This is a genomic window from Roseateles sp. GW821-FHT03B02 (assembly GCF_059421025.1).
Genome location: NZ_JBWKUV010000004.1, coordinates 217,762 through 244,656, shown reverse-complemented (window position 1 = coordinate 244,656; position 26,895 = coordinate 217,762). Strand labels below are relative to the sequence as shown.

The 26,895-nt window shown below is 68.9% G+C and carries 22 protein-coding genes; 6 read left to right on the top strand and 16 right to left on the bottom strand.

Translation table 11 applies throughout. From position 1 onward, the window contains the following. Positions 1-308: 308 nt before the first annotated feature. A complete protein-coding gene (fusA, locus tag AC07VX_RS13420) occupies positions 309-2,324 on the top strand; it encodes an elongation factor G (protein WP_493165221.1) in 2,016 nt (671 codons plus the stop codon). Between the two features lie 36 nt (positions 2,325-2,360). Here fusA and AC07VX_RS13415 read toward each other — a convergent pair whose 3' ends face one another. The 6 genes from AC07VX_RS13415 to AC07VX_RS13390 form a co-directional block, all read right to left on the bottom strand. Next, entirely contained in the window at positions 2,361-2,666 is a 306-nt protein-coding gene (locus tag AC07VX_RS13415; RefSeq protein WP_493165220.1) for a YciI family protein, read from the bottom strand. A gap of 96 nt (positions 2,667-2,762) precedes the next feature. Next, the gene (locus AC07VX_RS13410; RefSeq protein ID WP_493165219.1) at positions 2,763-3,662 is read right to left on the bottom strand and encodes a spherulation-specific family 4 protein; all 900 of its coding nucleotides are present in this window, start codon (positions 3,660-3,662) and stop codon (positions 2,763-2,765) included. Positions 3,663-3,768: 106 nt separating this feature from the next. Then, entirely contained in the window at positions 3,769-5,652 is a 1,884-nt protein-coding gene (locus AC07VX_RS13405; protein ID WP_493165218.1) for an NPCBM/NEW2 domain-containing protein, read from the bottom strand. Beyond that, on the bottom strand, positions 5,649-8,321 hold the full coding sequence (locus AC07VX_RS13400; protein WP_493165217.1) for an alpha-galactosidase: 2,673 nt from the start codon (positions 8,319-8,321) through the stop codon (positions 5,649-5,651). The genes AC07VX_RS13405 and AC07VX_RS13400 overlap by 4 nt, the downstream gene beginning before the upstream one ends. Beyond that, positions 8,318-9,412: an amidohydrolase family protein gene (locus AC07VX_RS13395; RefSeq protein WP_493165216.1), complete on the bottom strand. Its 1,095-nt coding sequence runs from the start codon at positions 9,410-9,412 to the stop codon at positions 8,318-8,320. The genes AC07VX_RS13400 and AC07VX_RS13395 overlap by 4 nt, the downstream gene beginning before the upstream one ends. After that, entirely contained in the window at positions 9,412-12,243 is a 2,832-nt protein-coding gene (locus AC07VX_RS13390) for a TonB-dependent receptor (RefSeq protein ID WP_493165215.1), read from the bottom strand. The genes AC07VX_RS13395 and AC07VX_RS13390 overlap by 1 nt, the downstream gene beginning before the upstream one ends. A gap of 382 nt (positions 12,244-12,625) precedes the next feature. Between AC07VX_RS13390 and AC07VX_RS13385 the strand changes: the two genes are divergently transcribed. From AC07VX_RS13385 to AC07VX_RS13365, 5 genes are read left to right on the top strand one after another with little or no spacing between them, the layout of a single operon-like run. Beyond that, positions 12,626-13,543 (top strand): EamA family transporter, encoded by a 918-nt coding sequence (locus AC07VX_RS13385; RefSeq protein WP_493165214.1) that lies wholly within the window; start codon positions 12,626-12,628, stop codon positions 13,541-13,543. After that, a complete protein-coding gene (locus tag AC07VX_RS13380) occupies positions 13,540-14,823 on the top strand; it encodes a D-tagatose-bisphosphate aldolase, class II, non-catalytic subunit (protein ID WP_493165213.1) in 1,284 nt (427 codons plus the stop codon). Before AC07VX_RS13385 ends, AC07VX_RS13380 begins: the two co-directional genes overlap by 4 nt. Before the next feature lie 11 nt (positions 14,824-14,834). After that, complete coding sequence (locus AC07VX_RS13375) at positions 14,835-16,016, top strand: SIS domain-containing protein (RefSeq protein ID WP_493165212.1); 1,182 nt, start codon at positions 14,835-14,837, stop codon at positions 16,014-16,016. Beyond that, positions 16,013-16,969, top strand: a complete 957-nt coding sequence (locus tag AC07VX_RS13370; protein ID WP_493165211.1) for an N-acetylglucosamine kinase — start codon at positions 16,013-16,015, stop codon at positions 16,967-16,969. Before AC07VX_RS13375 ends, AC07VX_RS13370 begins: the two co-directional genes overlap by 4 nt. Before the next feature lie 46 nt (positions 16,970-17,015). Then, positions 17,016-17,822: a DeoR/GlpR family DNA-binding transcription regulator gene (locus AC07VX_RS13365; protein ID WP_493165210.1), complete on the top strand. Its 807-nt coding sequence runs from the start codon at positions 17,016-17,018 to the stop codon at positions 17,820-17,822. 26 nt (positions 17,823-17,848) lie between these two features. On the opposite strand, the gene AC07VX_RS13360 is transcribed toward AC07VX_RS13365, so the two are convergent. Genes AC07VX_RS13360 through AC07VX_RS13315 form a run of 10 tightly spaced genes read right to left on the bottom strand, consistent with a single transcriptional unit; the run spans position 17,849 to position 26,893 of the window. Continuing rightward, on the bottom strand, positions 17,849-18,745 hold the full coding sequence (locus AC07VX_RS13360; protein WP_493165209.1) for a hypothetical protein: 897 nt from the start codon (positions 18,743-18,745) through the stop codon (positions 17,849-17,851). 31 nt (positions 18,746-18,776) lie between these two features. Then, on the bottom strand, positions 18,777-19,196 hold the full coding sequence (locus AC07VX_RS13355) for a RidA family protein (RefSeq protein WP_493165208.1): 420 nt from the start codon (positions 19,194-19,196) through the stop codon (positions 18,777-18,779). Further along, complete coding sequence (locus tag AC07VX_RS13350; protein ID WP_493165207.1) at positions 19,193-19,633, bottom strand: acyl-CoA thioesterase; 441 nt, start codon at positions 19,631-19,633, stop codon at positions 19,193-19,195. The genes AC07VX_RS13355 and AC07VX_RS13350 overlap by 4 nt, the downstream gene beginning before the upstream one ends. Positions 19,634-19,635: 2 nt before the next feature. Next, positions 19,636-20,337, bottom strand: coding sequence for an ABC transporter ATP-binding protein (locus tag AC07VX_RS13345; RefSeq protein ID WP_493165480.1), 702 nt, complete (start codon positions 20,335-20,337; stop codon positions 19,636-19,638). Positions 20,338-20,342: 5 nt separating this feature from the next. Beyond that, positions 20,343-21,128: an ABC transporter ATP-binding protein gene (locus AC07VX_RS13340; RefSeq protein WP_493165206.1), complete on the bottom strand. Its 786-nt coding sequence runs from the start codon at positions 21,126-21,128 to the stop codon at positions 20,343-20,345. After that, positions 21,088-22,038, bottom strand: coding sequence for a branched-chain amino acid ABC transporter permease (locus AC07VX_RS13335; protein WP_493165205.1), 951 nt, complete (start codon positions 22,036-22,038; stop codon positions 21,088-21,090). Before AC07VX_RS13335 ends, AC07VX_RS13340 begins: the two co-directional genes overlap by 41 nt. Beyond that, positions 22,031-22,951 (bottom strand): branched-chain amino acid ABC transporter permease, encoded by a 921-nt coding sequence (locus AC07VX_RS13330; protein ID WP_493165204.1) that lies wholly within the window; start codon positions 22,949-22,951, stop codon positions 22,031-22,033. The genes AC07VX_RS13335 and AC07VX_RS13330 overlap by 8 nt, the downstream gene beginning before the upstream one ends. A gap of 10 nt (positions 22,952-22,961) precedes the next feature. Continuing rightward, positions 22,962-24,128, bottom strand: a complete 1,167-nt coding sequence (locus AC07VX_RS13325) for an ABC transporter substrate-binding protein (protein ID WP_493165203.1) — start codon at positions 24,126-24,128, stop codon at positions 22,962-22,964. Positions 24,129-24,151: 23 nt separating this feature from the next. Beyond that, positions 24,152-25,750, bottom strand: a complete 1,599-nt coding sequence (locus AC07VX_RS13320) for an AMP-binding protein (RefSeq protein ID WP_493165202.1) — start codon at positions 25,748-25,750, stop codon at positions 24,152-24,154. Positions 25,751-25,753: 3 nt separating this feature from the next. Further along, a complete protein-coding gene (locus AC07VX_RS13315; protein ID WP_493165201.1) occupies positions 25,754-26,893 on the bottom strand; it encodes an acyl-CoA dehydrogenase family protein in 1,140 nt (379 codons plus the stop codon). Between the last annotated feature and the right edge of the window lie 2 nt (positions 26,894-26,895).

Sequence of the window (26,895 nt, the reverse complement as noted above, 5' to 3'; positions counted from 1 at the left end):
CACGCCCATCATGAAGCTCAATCACACGACCCAAGCCCGCCTCAACCACTGATGCGCCCTTCGACCGTGTTCGGAAGGCGCCCGCCTTCCGGTCCACCCAACCCCGGCAGGCTCGTTCCTCCCGGGGTTTCGTTTTTTCGAGTTCGACCATGTTCGCCCGCACCTTCGACAAGCTGATCGCCACGATTCCCGAGCGCCGGAGCGCGGCTCGGCCCTGCCTGTCGCGTGCGCGCTTCGGCGTCCTGCCTTCGCGCTAGCCCCGTGGTTCCACCCGGGGCTGGCAACAGTCTCCCGAATCAGGAACCACCATGAACTCGAACACCTTCCGCCAACTACGCAACATCGGCGTCATCGCCCACGTCGACGCCGGCAAGACCACCACCACCGAACGCATCCTGTTCTACACGGGCGAGAACCATCGCATCGGCGACATCAACGACGGCAACACCGTCATGGACTTCGACCCCCAGGAACGCGCGCGCGGCATCACCATCCACAGCGCGGCCACCACCGTGCACTGGCAGGGCACGCAGATCAACCTGATCGACACGCCCGGGCACATCGACTTCAACCTCGAGGTCAGGCGCTCGCTGCGCGTGCTCGACGGTGCCGTCGTCGTATTCGACGGCGTGGCCGGCGTGGAGCCCCAGACCGAGACCAACTGGCGCCTCGCGGACGAGTACCGCGTTCCGCGCATTGCCTTCGTCAACAAGCTGGACCGCACCGGCGCCGACTTCTCCCGCGTCGTCTCGATGATGCAGGAGCGCCTGGGCGCGCGCGTGCTGCCGCTGCAGCTGCCCATCGGTGCCGAGGCCGAGTTCCGCGGCGTGGTGGACCTGCTGGCCATGCGCACGCTGGTCTGGGACCGCGACGACGCCAAGGCGCCGCCGCGCGTGACCGAGATCCCCGCCGAGCTGCTGGCCGCGGCCCAGGCCGCTCGCGCGCGTCTGGTCGAAGCCGTTGTCGAACGCGACGACGCGCTGCTGGAGGCCTGGCTGCGCGGCGAAAGCCCGTCGGTCGACGCGCTGCGTGCCGGCCTGCGCGCCGCCACCGTCGCCAATGAAATCGTGCCTGTGCTGGCCGGCTCGGCCTTCCGCAACCGCGGCGTGGAGCCGCTGCTGGACGCCGTCGTGGCCTACCTGCCCGCGCCCGGTGAGGCGCCCGGCGCTGCGCCCCTGCACAGCCCGCTGTCGGCACTCGCCTTCAAGCTGACCGCCGACGACCACGGCGCCCTGGTGTTCGTGCGCGTCTACAGCGGCTCTCTGAAGCGTGGCGACACGCTCTGGAACGCCAGCACCGGCAAGGCCGAGCGCGTGTCGCGCCTGTACGAGATCCACGCGGACCGCCGCGTCGAGCGCGACGAGCTCGTCGCGGGCGACATCGCGGGCGTCGTCGGCCTGAAGGACGTGCTGACCGGCCACACCCTGGCGTCGGACAAGCACGCACCGGTGCTGGAAAGCATCGCCGTGCCCGAGGCTGTCATCGACGTGGCCATCGAGGCGCGCCACCAGGAAGGCGCCACGGCCCTGGCCAAGGGTCTGGGCGTGCTCGTTCGCGAGGACCCGTCGCTGCGCCTGCGGCAAGATGCCGATTCGGGCCAGACGCTGCTGTCCGGCATGGGCGAGCTGCAGCTGGAGGTTGCCGTGGAAAAGCTGCGTTCGCGCTTCGGCGTGGAGGTGCAGGTGGGCCGCCCGCAGGTCGCCTACCGCGAGACCATCGCGCAGGCGGCCGAGGTGCAGCACCTGCACCGCAAGCAGAGCGGCGGCCCCGGCCAGTTCGCCGAGCTGACGCTGCGCGTGACGCCCGCGGCGCGAGGCGAAGGCATCCGCTTCACGAGCACCGTGGTGGGCGGCGCCATCCCGCGCGAGTTCATCCCGGCGGTCGAGGCGGGCATCCGCCGCGCGGCCAGGTCGGGCCCGTTCGCGGGCCACCCGCTGGTGGACTTCGAGGCTGTGCTGGTGGACGGCAGCGCTCACGTGCGCGACTCGTCGGCGCTGGCCTTCGAGCTGGCCGCGGCGGCCGCACTGCGCGAAGCCGTGCTGAAGGCGGCGCCCATGGTGCTGGAGCCGGTGATGGCCGTCGAGGTCACCACGCCGGGCGAGGACCTCGGAGACGTCATCGGCGACCTGCTGCGCCGGCGTGGCCAGGTGCAGGGCCAGGACGCACGCGGCAACGCCACTGTCGTGACGGCCCATGTGCCGCTGGCGCAGATGTTCGGCTACATCAGCCATCTACGCGCCATCAGCTCAGGCCGCGCGCAGTTCACGATGCAGCTGAGCCACTACGCCGAAGTGCCGGCGCGGGCCGCCGCGCTGGCGGCCTGATCCGAGGGGAGGAGTGGCGCCCCTCCCTCTCTGCGCTCAGGCCCGCGGGTCGAGTCCGAAGACCCGCAGTTCCTGATCACAGCGGCAGGCCGCCGCCAGGCGCGCAGCCCGGGCGACGGCCTCTTCGTGCGACGGCAGTTCGAGCACCGTGAACCCACCGTTCAGCGGCGCTGCCCATGGGTAGCCGCTCTGGGCGACCGCGCCGTCGGCCGACACCCCCACCGGCGGCACGCCCTCGTCCATACCGCCGGCGAAGACATAGACGCCGGCCGCCTTGGCCTGCTCGATCACGGCATGCGCGTCGCGGCCCACCGCCTCCAACTCGTCGTCTGGCACCACCATCGCCGCGCCGGGGAAAGAGATCAGGTATTTCGCTAAGAGGTCGCTCCGAGTGGCATCGACGTTGGCACCAAACCCTGCGCGGCCGAACCTTCGGGCTCAGCGTTGCTGGAACGGGTCGACTTGAACGAAGGGCTGGTCGGCTTGGCGGCGCCTCAGCGCGAGCAGCAGCGCAAGCCCGCCGGCCAGCAGAACGGCCTGCCCGGGTTCCGGCACGGCCGCAGCGGCGGCCACCTCCGCGGCCCAGTAGCTGGGCAGGTGCAGATAGGGGTTGCCGCTGGCCATCGTTCCATCGGTGACGTAGATGGCGCCCAGGCCGTACTGCCTGGCCAGTCCCATCACCTGCTGCATCTGCTCCACTGTCGCCACACCGTGCACGATGGCGCCGGCGGCGGCGGCGTTCGTCAGCCCGCTCAGGAAGGAGCCGCTGACGAAGGCGTCATACGCCCCCTCGAAGCTCATCAGCGTGTTGGCCACCGCCGTGTAGCCGGCGGCTGGCGCCACGCCCGGGTTGCCGACGATCTCCCAGCCAGGGTAGGCCGCACGCAGGGTGTTGCTGACGGTCTGGTAGAACGGCAGCACGCCCGCCTGCGTGGCCATCTCGTCGAGAAAGACGCCGTCCACGCCATACCAGTTCGCGTACTTCTGCGCATCGGCCAGCACCTCGCTCGTCGCGCGCGTGGGCGGCACCTCGGGCGTGCAGTGGTTGACGCCGTAGCAGGTGTAGACGTAGCCGATCACCCGGCCTCCCGCCGCGCGAAGCTCGTTGACGGCGGCGACGTAGTCGCTGTTGGACGCGGTGCCGGGGCCGTTGCCCGGATTCATGATGGCCGTCAACTTCGCGCCCTGGCTGGCCGCCCAGCTCAGTTGATGCCATTCGTTCAGCGAAGGCATCCACGACGGATAGAAATACGCTGGCACGATGATCTCGATGGCCGAGGCGAAGGGCGCGGCGGTGGCGAGGGCCAGCGCGGCCAGCAGGGTCTTTAAACGCTTCATTTCCGGAGTCTCCGTGCGCCTGGGAAAACGCGCAGGCGAGCGCGCCCGGGCACCGGCCTGGGGTGCCTTCAGGGGATTGAGGACGGGATGGTTTGACGGGGCGGTGCTACTCGATGCGAGCTTCACCCCAGGTCACGACAACGGGGCCGGCGGTATCCGCCCCGTGCTGACGCGCGATCAGCTCGATCAGCTTCACGCCGCGCAGGTCGGCGCTGAGTTCGCGCGCCGGCTGGTTGAACTTCATGGGTGCAGTGCTGGCGAGGCGGCGTCCGTCGCCCCAGACCTCGAAGCTGACGGCGGCGGTCTTGCCTCGCGTCGAGTCGTCCACACCGACGAGCGCCACGAAGCGCTGCGCGCCGGGTGCCACCTGCACCTGCAGGCGGGAGTCGGCCAGCGCGCCGATGCCGCGGCGCAAAGGCTGGCGCTGCACGCTCAAGCCCTGGTCGTAGGGCGTCGAGTCGGCGCGCGGCGCGCCCCAGCCGGCATAGGCCGGGCGGGTGCCGCCGTTGTCGGTGGTGGACCACGACGCCAGAGCGCGGTAGCCGATGGGGTCCTGCTCCAGCGCGCGGATGCCGTCGCGCGCGACGTAGACGCCGCCGGGTCGCTCGGAGACGTAGTAGCCGCGTGGCAGCAGGTGCTGGCCGGTAGCGGTGAACAGCAGCGCCTCGCGCGGCTGCAGTTGGAACTGGCGCTGGCCGGTGAACGTGCCCGCATCGGCACGCGCCCAGGCGTCGCGCAGCGCGATCGGCGCTGTCGCGTCCATCTTCAAATGCTCGGCAGTCAGCGTGAACCTGGCGGGCGCCTCGGTGCGGTTGAACAGCAATACGGCCTTGCGACCGTCGGCCAAGGTCTTGACGATGATCTGCCGGTCGCTGTCGGCATAGGCGAGAACGCCTTGATGGCCGGCGGGATCCTGGTTGATGGCCACGACCTCGGGCGCCTTCAGGATGTCGATGAGAGCGGGCGACGCCTTGGACAGGTCGGTGCCGATCATCAGCGGCGCCGCGGCGATGGCCCAAAGGCCCATGTGGGTGCGGGCCTCGAGCAGATGGCTGCCGTCGAATTCGCCGTTGCCGATCTCCAGCATGTCGGGGTCGTTCCAGCGCCCGGGGCCGGCATAGAACTCGCGCGTGGCGACGGTGTCGAAGTTGTGCACCATCTGCGAGAAGGTGTTGGCAATGTCGCGGCTGGTGCGCCACATCGTGCCGGCGTCCTGGCCCCAGCTCCTCACGTTCACCGTGCCCCACAGACAGACCGACAGCACGAAGTCGCCGCGCGGCCTCACCTCGTGCAGGGCCTGCTTCACCCCGGCGTAGAGCTTTCTCGTGCCCTCGGCATCGGACTGGTTGACATTGCCTTCGACGATGGTGGGCTTGTACTCGCGGTACTGCCCCGAGGCGACATGGGGGCGGTCGCGGCCATAGGAAGACAGGCCGCAGCCGTCCACCTTCAGGTAGTCGAAGTTCCACTCGCCGAAGAACAGCGCGAGGTCCTGGCGCACATGGCCCATCAGCCCCACCTCGCGCTCGGCAAGCGTGCCCTCGGGCAGGTTGGGACTGTCGGCGTCGTAGGCCTGGGAACAGGCGTTGCGGCCGATGTCCGTGTAGAGACCGGCCTTCAGGCCCATGGCGTGGATGCGGTCGGTGAAGGGGCGCAGCGACGAGTCGCCCGCCGTGGCCGCGCTGGGGAACAGGCCGGTGCGTACCTGCAGTCGGCCATCGCTGGTGCGGCGCTTCAGCCACCAGCCGTCGTCGATGTTGATGCTGCGATAACCGGCCGCGGCCAGGCCTGCGTCGACGATGACCTGGGCCGAGGCCAGCACCTTCTGCTCGGTGATGTCGACGCGGAAGGCATTCCAGCTCGACCAGCCCATGGGCGGCGTCGGCGCCGAGCCGACCGGCTGATGCTGCCAGCGGCCGGTGGGCGCGAGCGAGTGCTGAGCCTGGGCCGACAGCGCGGCGAGCGCCAGGGTGACTGCGATCAGCTTCATGACGCGGGCAGCAGGCGGCCAAAGACGGCCGGGATGTGGAAGTCGGGCGCGGCGGTGCGGGTCGGGCTCCATGCCGAATAGACGCGGTCCTTGCCCTGGCCCTCGACACGGAAGAGGTTGAGCCGCCAGCCCTCCTCGGCACCGCGCATCGGCACGGTCAGCTCGGCCGTCCAGACTTTTTGCCTGGCATCAACCTGGGTGCGGGCGCGGCTCTCGCCGACGACGCGTCTCTTGCCCGAGGCCTCCACGGCGATCTCCAGCAGCAGGCCGTTGGGCGCCACCTCCACCTCGCGGTAGCTCTTCAGCCCCGCGCGGTCCGGCGCCTGCAGGAAGACCTCGACGACGTCGCGCTCCCACAGCGGCCAGATGTCGGTCGCGGAGGCTGCTCGGTCGAAGGTGGTCAGCGCCTCGTACTTGCAGATGAAGCGTAGATGGAGCTGGTCCGCACCGCGCAACAGCTGGACGCGGGTGGACTGCGGGCCGGCGAGGGCCTTGCCCTGCCAATCGTGCCGGAAGAAGGTGGCGGGCGCCTCGGCCCATTGCGATGCGAGCGGGAAGCCGTCGGCGCCGAGCTGCTTCACGCGGCCCGCAAGGGCAACCGGCATCGCGTCGGTCGCTTCGGGGCGCGCCTCGATCAACAAGCTGTGCGTGAAGCGCAGCGGCAGCATCGGCTCGTCGGCACTGACCGTGCCCAGGGCCTGGCCGCTCAGAACGTCGCGCAGCGTCCAGCGCCCGGCACCAAGGCCGCGCAGCGTGACCGGGCCGTCCCAGCGCTCGGCATAGAACGCGTAGTGCAGCGCCCCGCCCTGCTCGACGACATGGACCTCGGGCTTGTCGAAGCCGAGGTCGTACAGCTCGCCGCGGTAGCGCCCCTCGGCCAGACGTTGGCGGTTGTAGACGTCCACCCACTGGCGCCAATGCTGCTCGCGCTCGGGCGTCAGCAAAAAGGAATCCTTGGGCTTGGGGTCCACCGGCCAGGTGAACTTGCTGGCCACGACGGCGCCGATGCCGACGCTGGAGGCGAAGTCCTGCCCGCCGGTGCTCAGCTCCACATGGTCGCCGGCATAGGCGGCCCACGGGCCCATCAGCGCCTTCAGCGTCTTGCCCTTGTGGCGCACCTGCCAGCTGGACAGCGGGTCCGACGCCGGCGCCTGATCCATGAAGGGCATGTTGTGGAAGGCATAGCCGGTGCCGCAGGGGCAGACCTCAACCACCGCTTCCGGGTTGGCCGCGTGGGCCGAGGCGTGCATGACCTTGTAAAAGTCCGCCAGCTTCTCCACCGCATCCTCCGGCCGCGCATGCTTGTGCGCCGGGTTGAAGCAGGGCGCCACGCCGTTGAGGTGCTGGCCGTCGACCTTGAGGCCGTCGAAGCCCCAGTCGCCGATGATCTTCTTCACCGTAGCGGCGAGTCGCTGCTGCGTCTTGGCATAGGCCGGGCACAGGTAGAACGCGTTCCACCACGTCACGTTCTGCACCGCGCCGTCCTTGTCCAGCAGCAGCAGGTCAGTGTGGTCGTGCAGTTCATCGCTGCCGGGCGCGACGGCCAGCGGCGCGATCCACAACCGCGCCTTCATGCCGCGGGCGTGGATGTCGCCGACCAGGGCCTTCATGTCGTCCTCGCCGCGCGGGAACTTGGCGCGGTCGGGTGTCCAGTCGCCGGTCTTGACCTGCCAGCCGTCGTCCAGCACGGCCCACTTGAAGCCCAACTCCTGCACCTTGGGCAACGTGGCGCGCACATAGTCCAGCGAGAAGTCACGCTCGTAGCCCCACGCGCACCACTGCGCCTCGTAGGCGCTCTGCGGCGGCTGGGGCGCGGCCATGCCCTGGGCTGCCATCAGGCGGCGGTAGCGGTCCAGCGGCACGAAGAAGTCGCCACGGTGCACAGCGAGGAAAGTGGGTGGCGTCGTCAACGACTCGCCGGCTGCCAGCGTCTGTGGTGCATCTCCGCGCAGGGAGACGTCCACCTGATCGCCGCTGGCCTTCACGGGCAGCGCGACGAGCCACGGATGCTTTGCCAGATGCCCGACGGCCAGACCAACCTCACGACGCCAGACGTCGACGACGGGCGTGCCGCCGCCGTAGTCCGACGCGTTCATACCCATGAAATTGCGCTGCTCGAAGCCGCGCCTGACGGGCTGCACCCAGTCGCGGCGGTCGGCGTGGCTGGCGCCGGAGTAAGTCCAGTACCCACCGGCATGGCGCGGTGCGGCGACCAGACGATGGGCGGCATTGACCCAGGCGTCGATGACAACGGGCTTGCCGCCGGTGTTGACGTAGAGCACCTCCAGCAGCGCGACGCCGGGGTACTCGTCCAGCAGCGTCACCGTGAGCCGCTTCTCCAGGCCCTCGGCGGATCGGCCGACAAGGCGTAGCCGCTGGCCAGCACCGAAGGCAGTCGAGGCCTCGCCGGGCTCGGCCTGCTGCAAGGCAAAGCGCGTGACCTCGCGGCCCCGGACGACGACATGCTCGCTGGCGTCGAAGCCGGTCAGCTCCACGGGCTGCCGGCCAGCCAGGCTGACAATGCGGCAGCGCATCTGACCGTCGAACTGCAGCGACAGCACGGAGTCCTGCAGCCGCACATGGCCGCGGCCTTGCGCCCGCGCGAGCGGCAGCTGGGTCGCCAGCGGCGCCGCGCCCAGCCATTGGAGAAACGCCCGCCGAGCCGTCATCGCTTGCCGCTCCAGGCGCCGGGGAAGGTCCGCTCGGCATTCTTGCGATAGAGCTTGTCCACCACCGCCCTGGGCAGCGCCAGACCCTTCACCGGCTGGTCAAGGTCGGCCACCTTGAAGCTGTCGGCCGTGTTGAAGTAGCGCCAGTGCATGCGCCACACGCCTTCCGCCTCTTGGCCCAGCGTCGCTCCATCCTGCTCGGGCGCCTGTGACATGTCGCTGCCGTACATGACGCGGTCCTGGTACTTGATGAAGAAGCGACGCACGCGCTCGCGGTCCTGCTGGCTTTGGTATTGCAGCTGACCGATGCGCGCGGCCACATCGACGACGGCGTTGGGGAAGCGATCGAGGAAGGCGGCCAGCTCATCCACGTCCCGCTCCAGCGAGGCCAGATGCACGCCGACGAAGCGCAGGTCCGGGTGGGCCGCCACCATGCGGTCGCGTGCGGCCATCTGGGCCTCCCAGCTCGGCATCTCGGGGTGCAGGGCCATGTGGTACTGCGGGTGGGCCTTGAAGTATTCGCGGTCATTGTTGACCGTCATCTGCTCCAGCGGCAGCCAGCAGTTGTGCGGCTCGCCCTGATGGCCCAGCAACGGAATGCCCTGCTTCGAGAAGTCCTCGAACAACGGGGCGAAGCGGGCGTCGTCGATCATTACGAGGCTCTCGTCGGCGCCGCACAGGCTCATGCCGATGTTCTTCCAGACCTTCACGCCGACGGCGCCGGACTTCATTGCAGCCGCGATGCGCTGGCGCGTGGCCGGCAGCCACTCGGGCTTGTCGGAGCCGTCCACCGGGAAGCTCGCCGCCCAGGCCACGTCCTTCGGGAATTGCTGCTTCAGCGCGATGGCCACCCGCTGCTGCTCGTCCAGCGGCGGGAAGTCCGGGTAGTCGACGTTGATCGTCAGTACCTTGAACTTCTGGCGCCGCGCCGCCTCCATGAAGGTCGGCGATGGGCTGTGCAGGTGCAGGTGGACGTCGACCTTCGCCACGCGACCGTAGTCGGCCATCGTGTAGCTGGACTGGGCAGCCACGGCGGGCAAAAAGGCCGCCCCGGCAAGCAGGGCGGCAACGGAGGAGACAAGAGAAGTCATCAGAACTTGATGCTGGCGCCGAGAGTGAACGAGCGGCCGTAGCGGTAATAGCCCTGCGGCAGTTTCACGCTGTCGTTGCCCAGCGTGTACTCCTGCGTCGCATCGGTCAGGTTGCTGCCTTCGATGCTGATGCGCAGCCACTTGTTGACCTCATAGGCGGCCTGCGCCGTCAGCCAGGTCACGGCCTTGGCGCGCTCATTGAAGCCGGCGCCCAGCACGTTGGTGGCGGTGACGAAGGCGTCGGTGTGGTCGGCCGTGGCACTCAGGCTCCACGGGCCCTTCTCGTACAGCACGCCGACCGACGACGTGGCCGGCGCGATGCCTTCCAGCGCGCGCTCCTCGCCGCCCACCCAGCTGCGCGACTTGTTGCGGGTGTACTGGGCGCGCACGCCGAACCCGTTGTCGAACAGATGCTGCAGGCCGATCTCGAAGCCACGCGCGGTGGCCTTGTCGCCGTTGATGGGTCGGCTGACATTGAACAGCCGCCCGCCCGGTGCGCCGATGTTCTGGCCCGTCAGCCACTCGCTGGTGATCTGGTTCTTGATGTTCTTCTGGTAGACGGCGAAGCTCAGCGCCGAGTCCTTGGCGTAGTACCACTCCAGCGACGCATCGGCCTGGCGGGCGCTGTAGGGCTTGAGCTCGGCGTTGCCGCCGAAGAGCTGGGTGAAGTCGCCCCAGGAGATGCTGTTGGTCGTGCTGGTCGGCGCCAGCTTGTCCACCGACGGACGCGCCATGGTCTTGGCCGCGCCCAGGCGCAGCTGCAGTTCGTGGGTGATCAGCCAGGTGAAGTTGACCGAAGGCAGTGCGAAGTTGTAGCTGGACTCCTGCTGCACAACCGACGGCGGCGCGTAGACGGCCGTGTAGTTCCAGGGACCGTTCTCGATGATGTCGACGATCTTGGCGTCCCAGGCCTGGGAGGTAGTCTTGGTCTTGACGAAGCGCACGCCGGCGTCCGCGTTCCAGCCGTCGCCCGACAGGTCAGCCTGCACGAAGGCCGTCGTCGTCTTCTCGGTCACGCGGTAGCTCTCCAGCGGGTTCCAGGCCGGGGCGGCCTTGCTGAAGTCGTAGACGCCGCCGCCCGGGCGGGGCTTGCCGTCATAGCTCTTGAGCGCCTGCAGGTAGTTGTTGATGTCGAAGCCCAGGAAGCTGCGCGGGAAGTTGCCGCTGACACCGTCGAGGAAGCCGGACGGGCTCAACGTCTGGTTGATGACGTTGCCGCCCAGCGCGCCGACGTTGATGGCGTTGGCGCCGGAGTAGTGGCCGTCACCCGCGGTGAACGCGTTGTTGATGAGGTCGCGCGACTTCTTGCGGTTGGTCTGGCTGAGGCCGAACTTCAACTGGTCGATGTAGAAGCGGTCCAGCTTCCATTCGAGGTTGCCGCTGGCGCCGTTGATGCGGTCGTCGATGTTGTCGCCGGCCAGGCTGAAGTAGTGTGTGTTGAAGTCCTTGGCGGTGAACAGACCTTGCGCCAGGCCGGTCTGCAGGTCGCGGCCGTCGGCGAAGGTGGTCTTCACGTCGGGCACGGCCGAGCCGGTCAGCTGGATGCGGGTGACATTGGGCTGGTTCATGCGCAGCACGACATAACTGTCGTTGCCGCCGGAGTGGCGCCTGGAGGTGGACTCGTAGATGTCGCCGGTCGCCTTCAGCGTGGGCGAGAGCTTCCATTCAGCGTTGGCGCCATACATCGCCGTGTCGACGACGCGGTACTCGGTCTTGTTCAGCAGCTCAGGGTTGAGGCGCATGTCCGCGGCCGGGTTGGCCAGCGTCAGGTCGGTGACCACGCCGTTGGTGATCTGCATGTTGGACCAGCGGCCCGGCGCATACAGTGGGTAGAACGACATCTGGTAGCCGACCTGCGGCGAGTTCAGCCGCGTCTTGAAGCCGTCGACGACGACCTTGAGGTCGCTGCTTGGCCGCCACTCCACCTTGCCCGACAGCGCCAGGCGCTTCTTGTGTTCCATGATGGTGCCGAAGCGGAACTGGCCCGGCCCGATCAGGCCCTCCTCGTTCAGGTCCAGCTGGCCGTTGCCGTTGGGGTCGATGTTGCCGCCCCAGGTGTTGCCCCAGGGCCAGAACAGCTCGGGCTTGTTGGGCGCGGGGTTGCGGCTCCAGCCGCCGTCGTTGCCGGCCGTGTCGGTGCGCACGTCGCGGTTGGCGTAGACCACGCCGAGCAGCACGCCCAGGGTGTCGCCGAAGGTGTTGCTGTAGGTGCCCGAGAGCTTCTGGCCGTTCAGGCTGCTCATCTGGTTGCGGTCGGCCTCCACGCGCAGCAGGCCACGCTGGCCCTTCTGGTCGAAGGGGCTGGCCGAGCGCAGATTGACCAGGCCACCGATCGCGCCTTCCATCAGCGAGGCCTGGGTGGACTTGATGACGTCGGCGCCGCTGATGACGTCCGCGGGCAGCACGTCGTAGGCGAAGTAGCGGCCGGCGCTGTCGGTGCCCAGCAGGCGGTTGTTGAAGGTCGTGATCGTGTACTCGGGGCCGAGGCCGCGGATGCTGACCTTCTGGCCTTCGCCACCCGCCGTGCGGGAGATGGACACGCCGGTGATGTGGCTCAACGAGTCGGCCACGTTGTTGTCGGGGAAGCGGCCCAGCTCGGTCGCGCTGATGCTGTCCTGCACGCCGGCGGCATTGCGCTTCAGGGCCAGGGACTTCTGCAGGCTGGCGCGGGTGCCGGTCACTTCGACGCGGTCCAGCTCGGTGACGTCCTTGTCGGTCTTGGCGGCCTCCAGGGCGAAGGCAGGGGTGGCCGCACCGGCGGTCGCCAAGGCCATCAGGCCAGCCAGCGCGAGCGGGTGCAGCGCGAAACGGGGTTGCAGTCGAGGACTCATCAAACGGTTCCTTTTTTGTGTCGGGGCTGCCGTCAGGGCAGCGCCATGTCATCTGCTTGTGGATGCCGGGGCAGCTCTCCCCCGGTGCGGTGTGCCGGCCCCGAGAGGTGCCCCGAACCGGCTTGACGCAAGTCAACGAATTCTTTCGTTTGATTTCGTATATGGTTTTCACTGATACCGAATACTTTCGATGAATCATGCCACGAAAGGCTTCCTCCCGGCTGACAACACCGACTCCAGTCAATCTATACGGGGAATTCGAGGTGGCCATCGAAATTTGACATACGAAGGTGTTTTCGTCGTTGTGTTTTCGTTTTCGTTCGTTTATGCTTTCACACGAAAGCCGACGCCGTTGGCTTGCGCAACCCGAAAGATGCTGCCCATGCAGAGCAACTGGCTCTTCCATGCCCTCGTCACGACCCTGCTCTGGGGTGTGTGGGGCGCCTTCGCCGGCCTGCCGTCCGAGCACGGTTTCCCCGACACACTGATCTACGTCGTCTGGGCGCTGACCATGATCCCGCCCGCCCTCTTCGTGCTGGCCCGCGCCGGCTGGCGCATCGAGCGCGACCGCCGCTCCGTCGTGCTGGGTCTGACCGTGGGCCTGCTGGGCGCGGGCGGCCAGATGCTGCTGTTCCGCGCGGTGCAGTCGGGGCCCGCTTATCTGATTTTCCCCATCGTGTCGCTGTCGCCGGCGCTGACGATCGCGCTGTCGTTTGGCCTGTTGGGCGAGCGCACCGGGCGCCTGGGCGTGGCGGGGATCGCGTTGGCGCTGTGCTCGCTGCCGCTGTTCGACCTGCAGTTCGGCCAGGGCGGGCAAGCGGGTCAGACCGTCGGCCTGTGGTTTCTGCTGGCCCTCGTCGTGCTGGCGGCCTGGGGCCTGCAGGCCTATTTCATCAAGCTGGCCAACGCCGGCAGCAGCGCCGAAAGCATCTTCTTCTACATGACTGTGGGCGCCCTCGCCTGCGTGCCGGTGGCGCTGGCGATGACCGACTTTTCCCAACCCATCACCTGGGGCTGGCAGGGCCCGGGCCTGGCTGCCGTGACTCAGGTTCTGAATGCCGTCGGCGCGCTGACCCTCGTCTACGCCTTCCGCTACGGCAAGGCCATGGTCGTGTCGCCCCTCGTCAATGCCGGCGCGCCGCTGCTGACGGCCGTGCTGTCCATGGCCCTCAGCGGCGCCACGCCCAGCGGCAGCAAGTTGCTGGGCGTGGCACTGGCCCTGCTGGCCGCGCTGCTGCTGGCCCTGCAACCCGAGACGCCCTCTTCCTCTTCCCAACCCGTTCAAGGAGACGCCGCATGAAGCTCATGCTCGACCTCGTGCGCCGCCACAAGCGAGCGGCCAAAGGTGATGTCGCCATTGGCATTCCCTCGGTCTGTTCCGCCCATCCCGTCGTCATCGCCGCCACGCTGCGCGAATGTGCCGCGCAGGGCCGGCCGGCCCTCATCGAAGCCACATCCAACCAGGTCAACCAGGACGGCGGCTACACCGGCATGACGCCGCTGGACTTCCGCCGCTTCGTCAAGGACCTGGCCGCCAATGAAGGCCTGGCACCCGAGCTGCTGCTGCTGGGCGGCGACCACCTGGGGCCCAACGCCTGGCGCAAACTGCCGGCCGAGGCCGCCATGGCCAAGGCCGAGGTCATGGTGGCGCAGTACGTGGTCGCGGGCTTTCGCAAGATCCATCTCGACTGCTCGATGAGCTGCGCAGGCGACCCGGTGCCCCTGCCCGAGCTGGAGATCGCCGCCCGCGCCGTGCGTCTGTGCCGAGCGGCCGAGATGGCCTGGCTGCAGGCCCCTCAGCGCAGCGAGCCCCCGGTCTACGTCATCGGTACCGAAGTGCCCGTGCCCGGTGGCGCGCATGAAGACCTCGGCGAGCTGGCCGTCACCTCGCCCGACGCCGCCGCCTCCACGCTGGAACTGCACCACGTCGCCTTCCAGCGCGCCGGCCTGGAGTCGGCCTGGGAGCGCGTCATCGCCATGGTCGTGCAGCCCGGCGTGGAGTTCGATCACCACAAGGTCATCGACTACCGCCCGGAGAAGGCGCGGTCCCTGAGTGCATTCATCGAGGGCCAGCCCGGCCTGGTTTTCGAAGCCCACTCCACCGACTACCAGACGCCCGAGCGCCTGGCCCAGCTGGCCCGCGACCACTTCGCCATCCTCAAGGTGGGCCCCGGCGTGACCTTCGCTCTGCGCGAGACGCTGTGGGCGCTCGCCGCCGTCGAGCGCGAATGGGTTGGCGAAGGCGACGGCCTTGTCGACACCGTGCTGGGCGTGATGCGCGCCGAGCCTGAGCACTGGCGCGGCTACTACCAGGACCCGGCGCGGCTGGACGTCGACCTCGCCTACTCCTTGAGCGACCGCATCCGCTACTACTGGGCCCACCCCGCCGTGCGCGAAGCCTGCCAAACGATGCTGGCCCGCCTCGACGCCACACCGCCGCCGCTGACCCTGCTCAGCCAGTACCTGCCGCGCCAGTACGAAGCCGTGCGCGACGGCCGGATTTCCACGCACACGGACGCGCTCCTGCGCGACGGCACCGTCCAGGCGCTGCGCCCCTATCTCCACGCCTGTGCGGCTTGATTGATCCCGACATGACATTTCTCCACCTCGACCCCTCCGACCTCGATCACCGCGGTGCCACGCACACGGCGCGCGAGATCGCCCACCAGCCCGCCGTCTGGCAGACCGTCCACGCCCAGCTCCAGGCCGAGCGCCCGGCCCTGGACGCCTTCCTCAACCCGCTGCTCGCCCTGCCCGACTTGCGCATCGTGCTGACGGGCGCCGGCAGTTCCGCCTTCATCGGCCAGTGCCTCGCACCGGCCCTGCTGCGCAGCTTCAGCCAGCGACCCGGCATCCGCGTCGAGGCCGTGGCGACGACCGACATCGTCTCCAGCCCCGAGCAATGCCTGCAGCCCGAAGTACCGACGCTGCTCGTCTCCTTCGCCCGCTCCGGCAACAGCCCCGAGAGCCTGGCCGCCGTCGAGCTGGCCGACCGCTTCGTCAGGACCTGCCACCACCTCGTCATCACCTGCGCCGCCGACGGCACGCTGAACCGCCGCATGGCCGGCCAGTCGAGTGCGCAAGTGCTGCTGCTGCCCGACGAGACCAACGACCGCGCCTTTGCGATGACCTCCAGCTTCAGCGGCATGCTGCTGGCCGCCGCCTGGGCCTTCGACCTGCCCCTGGCGCCGGTGACGGTGCTGTCCCAGGCCGCCACCGCATTGACCGCGTCCGAGGCCAACCGCCTCTACGCCCTCACCGATACGCCCTTCGAGCGCGTCGTCTTCCTCGGCAGCAACACCCTGCTGGGCCTGGCCCGCGAGGCCGCGCTGAAGATGCTGGAGCTGACCGACGGCAAGCTCGTCGCCATGGCTGACTCGACGCTGGGCTTCCGCCACGGCCCCAAGACCATCCTCAACGAGAAGACGCTGGTCGTCATCATCCTGTCCAACGACCCCTACACGCGCCAGTACGACCTCGACCTGCTGCGCGAGCTGCGCCGCCAGGGCCCGGCCCGCGTGCTGGCCCTGCGCACGCCTGCGCTGAACGGCGCCGAGGCGCCGCATACCGACGACGTGCATCTAGCCCTGCCCGCCAGCGCGCCCGACCTGGCCCTGGCGCCTGTCGCACTGGTGTTCGCCCAATGCCTGGCCCTGCTCGCCTCGCTGCGGCTCGACATCACGCCCGACAACCCCAGCGCCTCGGGCACCGTGACCCGCGTCGTCAGCGGTGTCACCATCCACCCCCTGACGCAGCAACAACAGCAGCGATGAGCGCCCTCTTCCTCGGCATCGACGGTGGCGGCACCAAGACCGCCTTCGTCCTCATCGACGAGGGCGGCCGCTTGCTCGCCCGCCACGAATCGACGACGAGCTACTACATCGAGATCGGCTTCGACGCCTTGCGTGCCCTGCTGCACGACGGCGTACAGGCGGTGCTGCGCCTGGCCGGCGTGCCTACCAGCGACATCGCCCACACCTTTGCCGGCCTCCCCGCCCATGGCGAGGACGGCGAGCTGCTCGCCACCTTCGATGGCCTGCTGGCCGATGTCGTGCCGCACAGCACCATCGGCAACGACATGGTCTGCAGCTGGGCCGGCTCCCTCGCCGGTGCCGACGGCATCAGCCTCGTCGCCGGCACCGGCTCCATCGCCTATGGCGAGTGGATGGGCCGCGGCGCGCGCTGCGGCGGCTGGGGCGAAGTCTTCGGTGACGAGGGCTCGGCCCATTGGCTGGCCCGCGAAGTGCTGGCCCTGTTCTCGCGCATGGCCGACGGCCGCGCCGAGCCCGGCCCGCTGCTCGGCCTGGTGCGCGAGCACTTCGAGCTGAAGCACGACCTCGACCTCTGTGGTGAGATCAACGGCAGCGCCGCCCGCAGCGAGCTGGCCCAGATCGCCCGCCTGGCCACCGCCGCCGCGCTGGCAGGCGATGCGCAGGCCCGCCAGCTCCTCGTGCGCGCGGGCGACGAACTCGCCGCCTTGGCCGCAGGCGTCGCGCGCAACCTCGGCCTGACCGGTACCCAGGCCGTGCCCGTGTCCTATTCCGGCGGCGTGTTCGCGGCCGGCGAGCTGGTGCTGGGCCCGCTGCAGACGGCGCTGGCCCGCCGCCTGCCCGGCGCCGTGCTAAAGACGCCCCGCTTCGGCCCTGAACTCGGCGCCGCCCTGTATGCGGCCCGCCTGGGCGGCCGGCCGCTGTCGCCGGCGGCGCTGGCGAAACTGGAAAGCTAGGCACATCGATATCATTCGAAAGCCGCTCCGCCGCTTTTGCCTCCGCATGCCCGCCACTGCCCCATCGCCCGCGAAAACCGAAAGCCCGCTGCTCATCGACGAGCGGCGCCGGCTGATCCGCGAGCTGGTGCAGAGCCAGGGCCGCGTGACGGTGGACGAGCTGGCCGAGCGCTTCGGCACCTCGGTCGTCACCATCCGCAGCGACCTGAACTCGCTGGCTGCCACCGGCGCCGTGCTGCGCACCCACGGCGGCGCGCTGGCCCAGCGCGACACCGAGGAAGTGCCCATCGGCGTCAAGCAGAAGCTGCGCCACGAGCAGAAGGCCCGCATCGCCGCCGAAGCCGTGAAGCTCATCAAGGATGGCGAAACCATCCTGCTCGACTCGGGCTCCACGACCGAGGAGATCGCCAAGCAGATCCGCGGCCTGCGCCTGACCTCGCTGAACGTCATCACCAACGCGCTCAACATCGCCGCCCTGCTGGCGACGGTGCCCCACATCAACCTCATCATGCCGGGCGGGCAACTGAGGCCGAACTCGTATTCGCTGTCAGGCCCGCAAGCCGTCGCCGCGCTGCAGGGCCTGCACGCCGACCGCCTGTTCCTCGGCGTCGACAGCCTGGACCCCGACATCGGGCTGATGACGCCGCACCTGCTCGAAGCGCAATTGAACGCCCAGATGATGAAGATCAGCCGCCAGGTCGTGGCCGTCGCCGACGCGTCCAAGCTGATGAAGCGCAACCTCTCCGTCATCGCGCCGGTGGAACAGCTGGATGTGCTGATCACCGACAGCGGGGCGGATCAGGCCATCGTGGATCAGTTGCGGGGGCGGGGGATTGAGGTGGTGTTGGCCTAGTTCGCGCTGGCTGGCGCAGCCGGCTGTCAATGCGGCCTGAAGAACAACTCCTCCGGGATGCCCTGATACGGCACCGACCACTGCGGGTTGTCCATCTCAAAGACCCGCGGCGGCAGCCCACGCCGGCCAGCCACCAGCGGGCCGACCTGAGGATCGCGGGCCAGGATGGCCTGGGCGCGGCCGTCGCTGAAGATGCGGGCCAGGCCTTCCTGCAGCGCGTCGAACAGCGCGCCCTCGTCCTCCCGCACGGCGAAGACGCGGGCGAAGCGGTAGTGCAGGCACCAGGCGTCCAGCAGCACGGCTGACGGGGCCTGCCGCTGGAAGCGCTCCAGCAGCAGCGCTGCCTCGTCGGCGCCCAGGGGAAAGGCGTCGAAGCGCCCCGCCTCCAGCATGCGAAAGAGGGCCATGAACTCGGCCTCCACCACCCGCAGGCCCGCGGCGCGCAGGATGTAACCGTCCACCCAGTCCGGCCCCTGGCCAAAGCGCAGCTGGCGCAGGTCGCCGAATTCGCGCAGCGCACGCAGCTGCGGCAGGCGGTCGCGCCGCACCAGCAGCAGGCGGTAACCGCTCAGCCCGAGGTCAAGCGGAAAGGGCAGGATGCGGGCGCCCGCTGCCATCTTGGGCGCGGCGCCCGTATCCATAACATTGAACTCGCCGCCCCTGAGCTGCTTGAAGGCGCGCATGGACGGCAGCGAGCCCTCGGTAAGTCGAAGGCGGTGGGCGCGGCCCGAAGCCTCCAGCGCGAGCTTGAGCAGCTTGAAGGGATAGGCCTCGACGGGCCGCTCGGGCATGCGGGGGTAGACCGCCTCGATCACCCCCGGCCCCGCCGCGGCCGCCAACCCCGGACAGGCGCCACCGACGCCGAACAGCAGCGCCCGGCGCCCAAGCCGCACGTCATGAGCATCCCGAAGGTCTGCGGTCATGGCACCGATTCTGCGCGCGGCGACGCGGCGGTCAAAGGCTCGCGGCTGCCCCCGGCACCACGGCCGTGACTTCGATCTCGACCTTGGCCCGGTCCTCCATCAGCGCCGACACCTGCACGGCGCTCATGGCGATGCCGTAGTCGCGGCCCAGCACATCGCGATAGGCCTGGCCCACCTCGCGGCCGCGGGCGATGTACTCGTGCTTGTCGATGAGATACCAGGTCATGCGCACGATGTGCTCGGGCGCGGCGCCGGCCTCGGCCAGCACGGCACGGATATTGAGCAGGGTCTGGCGCACCTGGGCGATGAAGTCGTCGCTGTCGAACTCGCAGCGCTCGTTCCAGCCGATCTGGCCGGCGACGAAGACCTGGCGGCCGCTGACGGCCACGCCGTTGGCATAGCCGCGCGGTTGGGCCCAGCCGGCGGGCTGGAGGATCTGCTTGCTGCTCATGATTGGTCTGTCTCCTGTTGTGCGGCGAACGAGCGCTCCAGCGCGGCACGCAGATCGTCGGGAAAAGCTTGGGGCTTGTGGGTGGCAAGCGAGGTACAGACCAGCACCTGCTTGAACTCGACGCGCGGGCCATCGTCACCGTCGAACGTGATGTGCAGCGTGACCGAGCTGCCGCCCAGGCGCTCGATGCGGATGCACTGCACCAGCCGGTCGCCATGCCGGCTGACACGCAGAAAACGCGTGTCGAGCTGGGCCGTGGGCATGCCGGTATCGCGCCGGCCGATCAGCTCGTCGAAGGGCAGGTCCAGCGCATCGGCGAACCAGTCCTCGACCAGCTCGTTGAGCATCTCGAAATAGCGCGGGTAGAACACGATGCCGGCCGGGTCGCAATGGCCGAAGCGCACGAGCTGTTCACGCTGGAAGGCAAAGCCGCTCATCGTCAGACTCCCAGATGCTCTTGCCACAGCGCCGGCTCGGCGGCGAGCTCGGCGGACGTGCCAGCCCAGGCCACGCGGCCGCGCTCCACCAGCGTGTGGTGGTCGGCCAGGCGGATCAGGCGCTGCACGTACTTGTCGACGACGAGGATGGTCTGGCCCGCGGCACGCAGCAGGTCCAGGCAGCGCCAGATCTCCTCGCGCACCAGCGGCGCCAGGCCTTCGGTGGCTTCGTCCAGCACCAGCAGCCGGGGGTTGGTGACGAGGGCGCGACCGATGGCCAGCATCTGCTGCTCGCCACCCGACAGTTGCTGGCCAGAGTGGCCGGCACGCTCGACCAGCCGCGGGAAGAGTTCGAAGACGCGCGCCGTCGTCCACGGCTCGGCCGTGCCGCTGCGATTGGCAGCGAAGGCGTCCAGGTGCTCGCGCACGCTGAGGTTGGGGAAGACCTGGCGCCCCTCGGGCACCAAGGCCAGGCCCAGGCGGGCGATGCGGTCGGCGGGCCAGCCGGTGATGTCCTCGCCACAGAAGTGGATGCGCCCGGCCGTGGGAGCCAGCCAGCCGCACAGGCAGCGCAGCAGCGTGCTCTTGCCCATGCCGTTGCGGCCCAGCAGCGTGGCGACCTCGCCGGGCTGCATCGTCATCTGCATGCCGAACAGCACCTGGCTGGCGCCGTAGCCGGCGTCGAGGTTGTCGATCTCCAGCAAAGCGCTCATGCCGCGGCCTCCAGCTCGTCGCCGAGGTAGGCCCGCCTGACCTCAGGGTGCGCGCGGATGGACTCCGGCGAGTCGCTCGCGATGACGCGCCCGCCGACCAGCGTGGAGATGCGGTCCGCCAGGCGGAAGACGGCGTCCATGTCGTGCTCGACCAGCAGCAGGGTCTGGCCCTCGGCCTTCAAGGCCTGCAGCAGCTCGACCATACGCGCCGACTCATCCGGCCCCATGCCAGCCAGCGGCTCGTCCAGCAGCAGCAGGCGCGGCCGGGCGGCCAGGGCCAGGCCGACTTCGAGCTGGCGCTGTTCGCCATGGGCCAGCTCGCCGGCGATTCGATCGGCTTGTGCGGTAAGGCCGACGCGCGCCAGCAGGCGATCCGCCTCGGCATGCGCGGCGGCATCGGCCCGCGCCGGACGCCACCATGAGGGCGCCCGCTCGTCTCTCGCCAGCAGGGCCAGCACGAGGTTGTCTCGTACCGTGCAGGGCTTGAAGAGGCTGGTGATCTGGAAGCTGCGCACAAGGCCGGCCTGAACGCGGCGGGCGATACCCAGGCGCGTGACGTCCTGACCGTCGAACAAGATCTGGCCCGAGTCGGGCGCCAGCGAGCCGGAGATCTGGTGGATCAGCGTCGTCTTGCCGGCACCGTTGGGGCCGATCAGCGCATGCAGTTCGCCCGCACGCACTTCGAAGCTCGCACCGTCGGTCGCGGCCAGCGCGCCGAAGTGTTTGACCAGTCCCTTGACCTCAAGCACGGCGCCAGACTCCGGCCAGGCCACGCGGCGCATACAGCACGACAAGCAGCAACAAGACGCCCAGGCCCAGCTGCCAGTGAAGGGTGTAGCCGGACAGCAGTTCCTCCAGCAGCAGCAGCGCCGCGGCGCCAAGAGCCCCACCCCACAGCGCACCCGCGCCGCCGATGATGACCATCACCATCAGCTGGCCGGACTGCGACCAGTGCATCAGGTGCGGCGACACCAGGCCGTTCAGGTTGGCCAGCATCGCCCCCGCCAGGCCGGCGATGGCGCCGGCGAGCACAAAGGCCTGCCAGCGCAAGGCCAGCACCCGGCCGCCCGCGGCGGCGACGCGCAATTCGTTCTCGCGCGCGCCCTGCAGCAGCCAGCCGAAGGGCGAATTCACCAGGCGCTGCAGCCCAAGCATGACGATGGCGAAGAGCGCCAGCGCCACCCAGTAGAAGATCGCGTCGTCCTTGAGATCGAGCCCCAGCCCAATCACCGAGCGCTGCGCCAGCGGCAGGCCGTCGTCGCCGCCATAGGCCTTGAGCGATACGGCCAGGAAATAGAACATCTGGGCGAAGGCCAGCGTGATCATGATGAAGTAGACGCCGCGCGTGCGCAGGCTGACGGCGCCGATGAGCGCGGCGGCCATGGCACTCACCAGCATCGCCGCAGGCCAGGCGACCCAGGCCGAGGTGACGCCAGCATCCATCAGCACGCCCACCGTGTAGGCGCCCAGACCGATGTAGGCCGCGTGACCAAAGCTCACCAGGCCGCCAAAGCCGAGGATGAGATTCAGGCTGGACGCCGCGATGGCGAAGATCAGGATGCGCGTCGCGACGACGGTGTAGAACTCCAGGCCCACGGCCTGCAGCAGTGGTGGCAGGGCAGCGAGTGCGGCCAACAGCGGCCAGACCCCACGGCCCGGACCCCGATGGTGAAGGCTGACAGCTTCAGCCATGGGCGGGGAAGAGGCCGCGAGGCTTCCAGAACAGGATGGCCGCCATCAGCACATAGATGAGGATGGATGCCAGCGCCGGGCCGAGGTTGGCCGCGACCTCGGGCGAGGCGAGCTCGCGCAGCAGGGCTGGCAGCAGCGAGCGGCTGGCCGTGTCGACGACGCCTACCAGCAGCGAGCCCACCAGCGCGCCGCGCACCGAACCGATGCCGCCGACAACGATGACGACGAAGGCCAGGATGAGGATGCTCTCGCCCATGCCCACCTGCACGGCCAGCAGCGGGCCGAGCAGGGCGCCGGCCAGCGCGCACAGCGCCGCGCCGAAGCCGAACACGGCCGTGAACAGCATGCGGATGTCGACGCCCATGGCAGTGGCCATCTGGCGGTTGGAGGCGCCGGCACGCACCCAGGCGCCGTAGCGCGTGCGCGTGACGAGCACCCACAGCAGCAGCGCGACCGCCAGGCCCACGCCAATGATGAGCAGACGGTAGGCCGGGTAGAACAAGCCCGGCAGCAGCTCGACGGGACCGGACAGCGCAGCCGGCGCGTTCAGCATCAGCGGCTGGTCACCCCAGACGATGCGCACGCCTTCGTTGAGCATCAGGATCAACGCGAAGGTGGCGAGGACCTGGCTGAGGTGGTCACGGCCGTAGAGGCGGCGCAGCAGCGTGACTTCCAGGGCCATGCCGAGCGCGGCCGTACCCACGAGGGCCGCGGCGACCGCCAGCAGTAAGGAACCCGTGGCCGCCGCGACCGCTGCCGCCAGATAGGCGCCCACCATGTAGAGCGAACCATGAGCCAGGTTGATCATGTCCATGATGCCGAACACGAGCGTGAGCCCTGCGGCGAGCAGGAAGAGCATCAGGCCGAACTGCAGGCCGTTGAGCGCCTGTTCGGTGACCAGGATCCAGTCCACGGCGCCGTGTTCAGTTCATCTTGCAGGAGGCCGCGTAGGCGTCCTCATGCTGGGTGAAGATCTTGCCCAGCGTCCGATTGGTCACACGGCCCTGGCCGTCCTTGGTGATGACGCGCAGGTAGTAGTCCTGGATGGGGTACTGGTTCCTGTTGAACTTGAAGGGCCCGCGCACCGACTCGAACCTGGCCGCCTTGATCGCCTTCAGCAACGCCGCCTTGTCCTCCGTCTTGCCCTTCACGTCGCGCACCGCGGCATTCATCAGCAGGGCCGCGTCATAGCCCTGGCTGGCGTAGAGGGACGGCAGGCGGCCGTAGTCCTTGACGAAGTCGGCGACGAACTTCTTGTTGGCCGCGTTGTCCATGTCGTGCGCCCAGTGCGAGCTGTTGAACATGCCCAGCATGGGCTCGCCCACCGCCTTGATGACGTCCTCGTCGGCCGAGAACCCCGGGCCGAAAAGCGTCACGTCCTTGGACAGCCCCGCGCCGACGAACTGCTTGATGAAGTTGATGCCCATGCCACCGGGCAGGAAGATGTACATCGCATCCGGCTTGGCGGCGCGGGCCTGGGCCAGTTCCGCGGCGTAATCGAGCTGGCCGAGCTTGGTGTAGATTTCCTCGACGACGGCGCCCTTGTAGTAGCGCTTGAAGCCCGTCATGGCGTCCTTGCCCGCCGGGTAGTTGGGCGCCAGCAGCACCAGCTTCTTGAAGCCCTTTTCGGTCACCGTCTTGCCGACGGCCTCGTGCAGGTTGTCGTTCTGCCAGGCGACGTTGAAGAAATACGGGTTGCACTGCTCGCCGGCGTACTGCGACGGGCCGGCGTTGGCGCTGACATAGGGGATCTTGGCGTCGAAGACCGCGGGGCCGACGGCCAGCATGATGTTGGAGAACACGATGCCGGTCATGAAGTCGACCTTGTCACGCTTGATCAGGCGCTCGGCGCTCTGCTTGGCGACTTCGGGGTTCTGCTGGTCGTCGGCCGTGACCACCTCGACGGGCAAGCCGCCGAGCTTGCCACCGCTGTGCTTGAGCCCGAGCGCGAAGCCGTCACGGATGTCCACGCCCAGGCCCGCACCGGGGCCGGACAGCGTGCTCAGCAAGCCGACCTTGAGCTTGTCCGCGGCCTGGGCGGCTGGCAGCAGGGCGAGGCCGATGGCAACGGCGGCGAGGGTCTTCTTCATGAACGGGCTCTCCGGTGAAAGGGTCAGGCCTTGAGCTTAAAGCGCTGCAGCTTGCCGGTCTCGGTACGCGGCAGGCTGGTGCGGAACTCGATGGCGCGCGGGTATTTGTAGGGCGCGATGGTGGCTTTCACATGGGCCTGCAAGACCTTCACATCGCCGGCGTGGCCCTCGCGAAGCACGACGAAGGCCTTGACAAGCTGGCCGCGCTCTTCGTCGGGCACGCCGATGACGGCGCATTCGGCGACGGCCGGGTGACCGAGCAGCGCGGCTTCCACCTCCGGCCCGGCGATGTTGTAACCGCCCGAGATGATCATGTCGTCGGTGCGGGCCTGGTAGACGAAGTAGCCGTCGTCGTCGATGAGGTAGGCGTCGCCGGTCAGGTTCCAGCCGTCCTGCACATACTGGTGCTGGCGCTCGTCGGCGAGATAGCGGCAGCCGGTCGGGCCCTTGACGGCGAGATGACCGACCTGACCGGCGCGCAGCGGCTGGCCGGCGTCATCGAGGATGCAGGCTTGGTAGCCGGGTACGGGCTTGCCCGTGGCGCCGCCCTTGGCGTTCTCTTCCGTGTGGGAGATGAAGATGTGCAGCAGCTCGGTGGCCCCGATGCCGTCGATGAGCTCGATGCCCGTCGCCTGCTTCCACAGCGCGCGCGTGGCCGCCGGCAGGGCTTCGCCGGCGCTGACGCATTTGCGCAGGGAAGCGACGTCATGCTGGGCCACCAGCGGCGCCATGGCGCGGTAGGACGTCGGTGCCGTGAAGCAGACCGTCGCACGGTGCTCCGCGATGGCCTTCAGCAGCAGGTCGGGCGGGGCCTTCTCCAGCAACACCGTCGACGCGCCGACGCTCATCGGGAAGAGCAGCAGTCCGCCCAGGCCGAACGTGAAGGCCAGCGGCGGGCTGCCGATGAAGACGTCGCTGGCCTGGGCCCTCAGGCAATGCACGGGCCAGCAGCGGCAGATGGCGATGACGTCGCGATGGAAGTGCATCGTGCCCTTGGGCTGCCCCGTCGTGCCCGAGGTGAAGGCGATCAGCGCGCAGTCGTCGCTGGCGGTGTCGACGTTCGTGAACGTGGCGGACTGGCGAGCCGCGCGGGCTTCCAGGCCATCCGGTGCACTGCTGCGGAAGTGGCAGATGCTGCGCAGCACCGGGTTCTGCAGCTGGGCCGCCGCGAGTTCATCGGCCAGGGCCGCATCGCACAGCGCATGCGTCACCTCGGCCTTGGCGACGACCTTGCCCAGCTCGACGGCGCGCAGCAGCGGCATGGTGGCCACCGCGATGGCGCCGATCTTGATGACGGCAAACCAGCAGGCCGCCAGTTGCGGCGTGTTGGTGCCGCGCAGCAGCACGCGGTTGCCGGGCACGACACCCAGCTCATGGACCAGCACGTTGGCGATGCGGTTGGCTTCGGCTTGCAGCTCGGCATAGCTCCACCGCACACCCGCGCCCTGCACGCAGGGCCTGCCGCCCTGCCCCTGCTCGACCCAGCGGTCCAGCAGCTCGGTCGCCGCGTTCAGTCTGGGGCCGAACTGCAGTTCTGGCAGATCAAAGACCAGCTCCGGCCACTGGTCCTGCGGCGGGAGGTGGTCTCTTGCGAAGGTATCCAGATGGGCCGATGGGTGCATGGTTCAGACCTTCAACAGCTCGCGACCGATGATCAGCTGCTGCACTTCGCTGGCGCCCTCGTAGATGCGCAGCGCACGGATTTCGCGATAAAGGGATTCGACGATCTCGCCCCGGCGCACGCCGCGGCCGCCAAAGAGCTGCACGGCCGCGTCGATGACCTGCTGGGCGCCTTCGGTCGCCATCAGCTTGGCCATGGCGGCCTCCTGGGTGATGGTCCTGCCCTGGTCGCGCAGCCAGGCGGCGCGATAGACCATCAGGGCCGATGAATCCACCGTGCAGGCCATGTCGGCCAGCTTGGCTTGCGTGAGCGGCAGGTCGGCCAGGCGGGCGCCGAACATCGGGCGCTCCTTGGCCTGCTTCAAGCCTTCCTGCAAGGCGCGGCGCGCAAAGCCCAGGGCCGCGGCAGCGACGGAGGTGCGAAAGACATCCAGTGTGCGCATCGCCAGCTTGAAGCCTTCTCCGGGCGCGCCCAGCATCTGGCTCTTGGGCACGCGGCAGTCGGTGAAGCGCAGCCGGGCCAATGGATGGGGCGCGATGACGTCGATGCGCTCGGCAATCTCGAAGCCGGCCAAGCCGGCGTCGACGATGAAAGCCGATATGCCGCGCGAGCCGGGCGCTTCGCCGGTGCGCGCGAACAGCACATAGAAATCTGCGATGCCGCCGTTGGAGATCCAGGTCTTCTCGCCGTTCAGCACATAGGCGTCGCCATCCTCGGTGGCGCTGCACTGCATGGCCGCCACGTCGGAGCCGGCCTCGGGCTCGGACAGCGCAAAGGCTGGCAGCGCCTCGCCCCGCGCCACGCGCGGCAGATAGTGCTCGCGCTGGGCCGGCGTGCCCTGCAGCGAGATGGCACCCGAGCCCAGGCCCTGCATCGCAAAGGCGAAGTCGGCCAGGCCGTCGTGTTTGGCGAGCGTCTCGCGGATCAGGCAGATGGCGCGGGTGTCGATGGCCTGGCCTTCACCGGCCACGGCGTGGTTCAGCCAGCCGGCCTTGCCGAGTAGCGCGACGAGGCGCCGGCATTCACCGTCCACATCGCCTTCATGGTCGACATGCTGCAGATGCTCGCCGCACCAGGCATCCAGCGCCGTCGCCAGCTCACGGTGCTTGGCATCGAAGAAAGGCCAGTCGAGGTGGGACGACATGG